Origin of the sequence: Streptomyces sp. NPDC002032, assembly GCF_042890765.1 — a bacterium.
In the GTDB taxonomy this organism is placed as follows: domain Bacteria; phylum Actinomycetota; class Actinomycetes; order Streptomycetales; family Streptomycetaceae; genus Streptomyces.
Genome location: NZ_JBIASM010000006.1, coordinates 396,528 through 402,784 on the forward strand (window position 1 = coordinate 396,528; position 6,257 = coordinate 402,784).

Genomic DNA, 6,257 nt, shown 5'->3' on the forward strand with positions numbered 1-6,257 from the left:
TTGATGGAGAATTGTGGGGTAACCGCCCGGCAAGAGATTGCCGGGCGGGTACCCCACGCGCCGTCCACGCACTGTAAATTTCAGGCCATGCCCCGTGGACGCCACCGCAATCCCGAGCCCCTGCACCGACTCCTCACGCCGACGGCCGTCGCCGGGGTTTCCGTCGCCAGCGCCGGCGCGGCCTGGCTGCTCGCGGAACCGCTCGCGCTGCGCCTGCTCGTGGCCCTGACCGCGGCCGCCGGCGTCGGCGGCGCCGTGCTCATGCGTTCCTGGGACAGGGCGGCCGGCCGCCGTGTCGCGGAGCTCGCGCGCGAACGCGTCAAGGACGAGTGGAAGACGGACGAGCGGATAGCCGAGCTCGAATCCGATCTGGAGGAGGCGCGCCTGCTGCGCGTCAAGCTCGACACCAAGCTCCGCGCCAAGCGGGTCGAACTCGCGGGCCTGCGCGGCGAGCACGCCGCGCTGCTGCGCCGGTACGCGACCGCCGAGACCGAGCGCGCCAGCGCCCTGGAGAAGCGCCGGCTGCTGGCCCTGGAGGCGGCCGAGGCCCCCGCCGGGGCGGCGAAGGAGCTGCCCGCCGTCTCGCAGGAGCGCACCGGCAGCGGCGCCCCCACCGCCATCGGCTACGCCCGGGCCAACGCGGCGCTCGTCGCCCTGCTCCGCAAGGCGGAGGCGAAGGCCGCCGGCACCGCCGGGCCCAAGGAGCTTCCCGCCGGGCCGCCCGCGCCGAGGGGCGGCGGAGTCCCGGTCGCCGGAGCCGCGTCCGGAGCCGGGGCGGCGGCGGGGACCCCGTCCGGAGCCGGTGCGGCAGCCGGGGCCGCGTCCGGAGCGGGCGCGCCGACCGGGGCCGCGGCCGGAGCAACCACCCATACCCGTACGCCCGGTGGCGCACCCGCCACGGCGGCCGTCCCGGCGCGCCGGCCGGCCGCCGCGGTGGCCCCGTACGCCTCCCCGCGCCGCTCCGCCTCGCGCGTCGAGGGCGGCTTCGACTTCTTCGGCACCAAGACCACCGCGCAGGCCCGCGCCGCCATCGAGTCCGTGCAGAACGAGGACCTCGCCGACGTGGTCGGAGCCGAGGCCCTCGCCGTGCACAAGGCCGAGTCCGCGGGTACCGCCTCCGGACCGGAGTTCAAGCCGGCCACGCCCGAGCAGCGCGCCCTGGGCCAGGTCATCGACCTGACCGCCCACGACGAGACCGAGCCGATCGACGTCGTCAGCCTGCGCACCGCCATCTCCTAGCGGGGGCCGCGCGGGACGCGGTTCAGAACAGCGGCAGTTGACCGGCGTGCGGGCCGAGCGTGAACCCGTCCAGCGTCGGGGCCGAGGCGCCGAGCATCACCCGCGCGCGGGAGCCCGGGCAGGACACCAGGTCGCCGCGCCCGCGCCCGGTCGGGGGGTCGTGCCGGGCGATCCGGCCGGCCGTCACGGCGCAGTCGCGGCCGCAGGCGGGGCAGGCCCGCCGGGGGGAGTGGGACATGCCCCCAGTGTGCCCTGCCCCACCGACAGCGTGGCGCCCGGTCCGGGCGCGGTCCGGCTACTTGTCGATGTCGCCGACGACGAAGAAGAGCGAGCCCAGGATCGACACCATGTCCGCGACCAGCTGCCCCGGCAGCAGTACCGCGAGGGCCTGGATGTTGTTGAAGGAGGCGCTGCGCAGCTTCAGCCGGTACGGGGTCTTCTCACCCTTCGAGACGAGGTAGTAGCCGTTGATGCCGAGCGGGTTCTCGGTCCAGGCGTACGTGCTGCCCTCGGGCGCCTTCAGCACCTTCGGCAGCCGCTGGTTGATCGGGCCGGGCGCCAGCTCCTCCATCCGGTCCAGGCAGGCCACGGCCAGGTCGAGGGCGTTGTGCGTCTGCTCCAGGAGGACCTCGAAGCGGGCCAGGCAGTCGCCGTCGGTGCGGGTGACCACCCTGAGGACGTCCTGGAGCTCCCCGTAGGCGAGGTACGGCTCGTCGCGGCGCAGGTCGAAGTCGACGCCGGAGGCGCGCGCGATCGGGCCGGAGACCCCGTACGCGTGCACCGCCTCGGCGGACAGGACGCCGACGCCGCGCGTGCGGCCGCGGAAGATCTCGTTGCCGTGGACGAGCCGGTCGTAGACGTCCATCCGGGTCCGGACGTCGGCGACGGCCGCGCGGGCCCGGCCGAGCCAGCCGGCGGGCAGGTCCTCCTTGAGGCCGCCGACGCGGTTGAACATGTAGTGCATGCGGCCGCCGGAGATCTCCTCCATGACGGCCTGGAGCTCCTCGCGCTCGCGGAACGCGTGGAAGATCGGGGTGATCCCGCCCAGTTCGAGGGGGTACGAGCCGAGGAACATGAGGTGGTTGAGGACCCGGTTCAGCTCGGCGAGCAGCGTACGCATCCACACCGCGCGCTCGGGCACCTCCATGCCGAGCATCCGCTCGACGGCCATGACCACGCCGAGCTCGTTGGAGAACGCCGACAGCCAGTCGTGGCGGTTGGCCAGCATCACGATCTGGCGGTAGTCGCGGGCCTCGAACAGCTTCTCCGCGCCGCGGTGCATGTAGCCGACCACCGGCTCGGCACTGACGATGCGCTCCCCGTCCAGGACGAGGCGCAGGCGCAGCACGCCGTGCGTGGAAGGGTGCTGGGGTCCGATGTTGAGCACCATGTCGGTGCTCTCCGCCGCTCCGCCGATGCCGACCGTGGTCTCCGTCATGGCCGCATTGTCTCAGCCCTAGGGTGGGGGCATGGGAACCGGGACGAAGCGTGAGACGGGCGAGCCCGCGTGGGTGGGGCTGCCGGGCGGGCTGCTCACGCTGCGGCGGCTGCTGCTGGTGGTGTGGACGGTGGCCCTGACGGTGGCGACCGGTGTGCCGCTGGGCCTGCTGGCCGGAGCGGCGTGGGCGGCGTTCGCGGTGGTGTGGCCCTGCGCGCTGGTCTGGGGGTGGGTGATGCTCGGGCGGAACTGGCGGTCCTGGCGGTACGCGGAGCGCGCCGACGACCTGCTGATCAGCCGGGGCGTGCTGTGGCGCAAGCAGACGGTGGTGCCGTACGGGCGCATGCAGCTGGTGGAGGTCACCTCCGGGCCGCTGGAGCGGCGCTTCGGGCTGGCCTCCGTACAGCTGCACACGGCCGCCGCGGCCTCGGACGCCAGGATCCCGGGGCTGGTCCCCGGGGAGGCGGAGCGGCTGCGCGACCGGCTGACGGAGCTCGGCGAGGCCCGATCGGCGGGCCTGTGACCGGCCCCGCGGCCTCGGGGGAACCGGCCGGCCCCGTGCCCCCGCCCGCGCGGACACCGCAGCGGCCGCCGACGCCGCAGCGGCCGTCGACGGCGCAGCGGCCGTCGACGGCGCCGGGGGAGCGGCGGCTGCACGTGCTGACCCCGCTGCGGCGGGCATGGGTGCCGATCGCGGCCACCGCGGGCCTGGTCCTCCAGCAGGGCGAGCGGGCCCAGGAGTGGGTCCGCTCCTACCCCGTCGGGCTGCGGCTGCTCGGGCTGGCCGCGCTGGTCCTCGTCTTCGGTACGTACGGGCTGCTCAGCTGGTGGTTCACCCACTACTCCGTCACCGACACCGAGCTCCGCATCCGCACCGGCCTGCTCTTCCGCCGCACCGCCCACATCCGCCTCGACCGCCTCCAGGCCGTGGACGTCACCCGCCCGATGCTCGCCCGGGTGGCCGGCGTCGCGAAACTCCGGCTCGACGTCATCGGCACCGAGGAGAAGGACGAGCTGGCCTTCCTCGGGGAGCGCGAGGCCGTCGCGCTGCGCGCGGAGCTGCTGGCCCGGGCCGCCGGATTCGCCCCGGCCGAGGCGGCCGCCCTCGGCGAGGCACCGCAGCGGGAGCTGCTGCGGGTGTCGGTGCGCGACCTGGTCGTCTCCCTGCTGCTCAGCCTCGGCGTGTGGGCCGCGCTGGCCGGCGGGCTGGCCGCCCCGGTGGTGGTGTGGTGGCTCAGCGACAACCCGTGGGCGGCCCTGGCCCTCGTCGTACCGATGCTGGGCGCGGCATGGAAGGGGACCCTGGGCCGCTTCCTCGCCGAGTACGACTGGACGGTCGCCGAGTCCCCCGACGGGCTGCGGCTGGACCACGGGCTGCTGGACCGGGCCCACGAGACCGTCCCGCCGGGGCGCGTGCAGACCGTACGGATCGTGGAGCCGCTGCTGTGGCGGCGGCGCGGCTGGGTGCGGGTGGAGCTGGCCGTCGCGGGCTCGAAGAACGCGGTACTGGTCCCGGTGGCCACCCGGGGCGCCGCCCACGCCGTGATCGCCCGGGTGCTGCCGGGCGCGGACCTGGCGGCGCTGGCGTTCAGCCCGTCCCCGCGCGCGGGCTCGCGGTGGGTGGTGCCGGTGTGGTGGAGGGGCTACGGCCTGGCCGTCTCGGCGGAGCTGTTCGCGGCGCGGCGCGGGCTCCTGTGCCGACGTACGGAGATCGTTCCGCACGCGAAGGTACAGAGCGTGCGCCTGTCCCAGGGGCCCTGGGAGCGCGCCCGGGGCGTGGCCGACCTGCATGTGGACACCGGCGCGAACGGCACCGTCACCGCCCGGTTGCGGCCGGCCGCGGAGGCGCCCGCGCTGCTGAACGCCCAGGCGGTCCGCTCCCGTACCTCGCGGGAGGCGGCGCGGCCCGACCGCTGGATGACGTAATTCCTGGAAGACGTGCGGGCCATGTGAAACCGTGTTTGTGTTCGCAACGTCCCTTGGGTAGACAAGTACGAGCATGCGAGTGACGCAACGACACGTCAGGGGTGGGTGAATGAAGTTCGACATGGGCAGCACCACGCTGTCCGAGCTGGGCAAGGCCACGAGCGGCTCCAGCGAGGACCTCGGCACGCTGATCAAGCTGCTGGTCGCCGCGGCGGACCCGCTGGAGGGCAAGTTCAACGGAGCCGGACGCGCCGCGTTCGACTCGTTCAAGCGCCGCTCGGACGCGATCACGGCGGAGCTGAACGCCTCGCTGCGCGCGATCCTCGGCGGCCAGCAGGGCATGAACACCTCCTTCACCACCGGTGACCAGGAGCAGCAGGACAACGCCCACCAGAACCAGGGCTCCGCGAACTTCGACGCCGCGCGCTTCGGCGCGCGCTGATCCCGGGGGGATTGAGGGACATGGGACAGAACCTGGACCGCACGTCGTACGACGTCGCAGCCTCCGTGGAGGTGCAGGGCGGACTGGCCGGCATCATCGGCCAGTTGGAGCGGGTGCTCGGCGAGCGCGAGGCGGCCGTGAAGGCGGCGATGTCCGAATTCACCGCCGACGGTGTCTCGGACGAGTACCACGGCAAGGAACTGCGCTGGCACAAGGCGGCCAACGAGGTGCGCGACATCATCCGCCTCGTGCGCGGCACGCTGGAGCAGAACGACACCACCGCGCAGGCCACGCTGGCCAAGGCCAAGGCGGCGGTGGACGGCATCGGCTGACGGTTCGCGCCGTAGGGGATCCGAGCAGGGAAACGAAGGACACGGGGGCAGTTCATGGGCTGGGACATCAAGCCGTCCGGCGTACAGGGCGTCGTCAACAAGACGATCACCGCGGCGGAAGGCTTCCAGAAGGCGGGCACGTCGCTGCAGACGGAGCTGCCGGAGGCGGCCAAGCACGCCGGCACGGTCACTCCGGGCGGCGGCACGGGCGGTGAAGGCGGGGGAATGGGTCCGATCGCCGGTGCGCTGGGCGAGCTCATGAACTCCCACCAGCACCGGCTCGCGTACATCTCGGCGCGTACGGAGGCCTCGCTCAACGGCGCGATCAAGGCGACGACGGCGTACGTGCAGGGCAACCTGGAGCAGGCGGCGAACGCGCAGGCCGAGGCGCTGAAGGAGCCGAAGGTCGACCTCCCGGGGGCGGGGCAGAAGTGACCGATCACGTACCGATCAATCCGTGCACGATTCCGCAGTTCACGGGTGACCTGGACGCGCTCCAGCAGGATCACACGGCGATCACGGCGGCGGCGGGGACGTTCCGGGACGCGGGTGCGAACGTCGATTCCGAGTTCCAGGGGCTGTCGGCGTTCTATTCGGCGCCGGAGGCGGCGCAGTTGTTCGCGACGACGAAGCCGGTGAAGACGGACAGTGATTTCTTCGCCGATCAGCTGGAGTCGGCGGCGAAGGCGCTGGGTGAGTACATCACCGAGGCGCGGCCGATCGTGGCGCAGCTGAAGTCGCTCCAGGCGAAGGCCACCACGTTCAGCAACAAGATCAGTGGGGATGAGCACTGGAAGGACGACGGGGACAAGATCGATGAGAACAACGATCTGATCCACGACGTCAACGCGGCCGTCTCCGCGTTCTGGGCGGCGGAACG

Annotated in this window: 8 protein-coding genes and 1 pseudogene; 7 read left to right on the forward strand and 2 right to left on the reverse strand. The window is 73.2% G+C overall.

Features of this window, described 5'->3' with window-relative positions; all coding sequences use genetic code 11:
* Window positions 1-87: 87 nt before the first annotated feature.
* Complete coding sequence (locus ACFYYT_RS17860; RefSeq protein ID WP_351815786.1) at window positions 88-1,239, forward strand: hypothetical protein; 1,152 nt, start codon at window positions 88-90, stop codon at window positions 1,237-1,239.
* Between the two features lie 22 nt (window positions 1,240-1,261).
* Here the strand turns inward: ACFYYT_RS17860 and ACFYYT_RS17865 are convergent, their stop codons facing one another.
* Both ACFYYT_RS17865 and ACFYYT_RS17870 read right to left on the reverse strand, forming a co-directional pair.
* Window positions 1,262-1,477 (reverse strand): hypothetical protein, encoded by a 216-nt coding sequence (locus ACFYYT_RS17865; protein WP_351815789.1) that lies wholly within the window; start codon window positions 1,475-1,477, stop codon window positions 1,262-1,264.
* A gap of 57 nt (window positions 1,478-1,534) precedes the next feature.
* The gene (locus ACFYYT_RS17870; protein WP_351815792.1) at window positions 1,535-2,677 is read right to left on the reverse strand and encodes an NADH-quinone oxidoreductase subunit D; all 1,143 of its coding nucleotides are present in this window, start codon (window positions 2,675-2,677) and stop codon (window positions 1,535-1,537) included.
* Between the two features lie 31 nt (window positions 2,678-2,708).
* On the opposite strand from ACFYYT_RS17870, the gene ACFYYT_RS17875 reads away from it, so the two are divergent.
* The 6 genes and pseudogenes from ACFYYT_RS17875 to ACFYYT_RS17900 form a co-directional block, all read left to right on the forward strand.
* Complete coding sequence (locus tag ACFYYT_RS17875) at window positions 2,709-3,200, forward strand: PH domain-containing protein (protein ID WP_351815795.1); 492 nt, start codon at window positions 2,709-2,711, stop codon at window positions 3,198-3,200.
* A 35-nt stretch (window positions 3,201-3,235) separates the two neighbouring features.
* The gene (locus ACFYYT_RS17880; RefSeq protein WP_351815797.1) at window positions 3,236-4,603 is read left to right on the forward strand and encodes a PH domain-containing protein; all 1,368 of its coding nucleotides are present in this window, start codon (window positions 3,236-3,238) and stop codon (window positions 4,601-4,603) included.
* A gap of 109 nt (window positions 4,604-4,712) precedes the next feature.
* Window positions 4,713-5,045, forward strand: a complete 333-nt coding sequence (locus ACFYYT_RS17885) for a hypothetical protein (RefSeq protein ID WP_351815800.1) — start codon at window positions 4,713-4,715, stop codon at window positions 5,043-5,045.
* Between the two features lie 20 nt (window positions 5,046-5,065).
* Complete coding sequence (locus ACFYYT_RS17890) at window positions 5,066-5,377, forward strand: pore-forming ESAT-6 family protein (RefSeq protein ID WP_351815803.1); 312 nt, start codon at window positions 5,066-5,068, stop codon at window positions 5,375-5,377.
* A 54-nt stretch (window positions 5,378-5,431) separates the two neighbouring features.
* The gene (locus ACFYYT_RS17895) at window positions 5,432-5,812 is read left to right on the forward strand and encodes a DUF6507 family protein (protein ID WP_351815806.1); all 381 of its coding nucleotides are present in this window, start codon (window positions 5,432-5,434) and stop codon (window positions 5,810-5,812) included.
* Window positions 5,809-6,257, forward strand: a pseudogene (locus ACFYYT_RS17900) (hypothetical protein); the annotation flags it as partial. The gene ACFYYT_RS17895 and the pseudogene ACFYYT_RS17900, both read left to right, overlap by 4 nt.

What these genes read in the sequence shown, in the direction of transcription:
- ACFYYT_RS17890 (WP_351815803.1), top strand. Translation starts at nt 5,066, where the DNA reads ATGGGACAGAACCTGGACCGCACGTCGTACGACGTCGCAGCCTCCGTG.
- ACFYYT_RS17875 (WP_351815795.1), top strand. Translation starts at nt 2,709, where the DNA reads ATGGGAACCGGGACGAAGCGTGAGACGGGCGAGCCCGCGTGGGTGGGG.
- ACFYYT_RS17870 (WP_351815792.1), bottom strand. Translation starts at nt 2,677, where the DNA reads ATGACGGAGACCACGGTCGGCATCGGCGGAGCGGCGGAGAGCACCGAC.
- ACFYYT_RS17885 (WP_351815800.1), top strand. Translation starts at nt 4,713, where the DNA reads ATGAAGTTCGACATGGGCAGCACCACGCTGTCCGAGCTGGGCAAGGCC.
- ACFYYT_RS17860 (WP_351815786.1), top strand. Translation starts at nt 88, where the DNA reads ATGCCCCGTGGACGCCACCGCAATCCCGAGCCCCTGCACCGACTCCTC.
- ACFYYT_RS17865 (WP_351815789.1), bottom strand. Translation starts at nt 1,477, where the DNA reads ATGTCCCACTCCCCCCGGCGGGCCTGCCCCGCCTGCGGCCGCGACTGC.
- ACFYYT_RS17895 (WP_351815806.1), top strand. Translation starts at nt 5,432, where the DNA reads ATGGGCTGGGACATCAAGCCGTCCGGCGTACAGGGCGTCGTCAACAAG.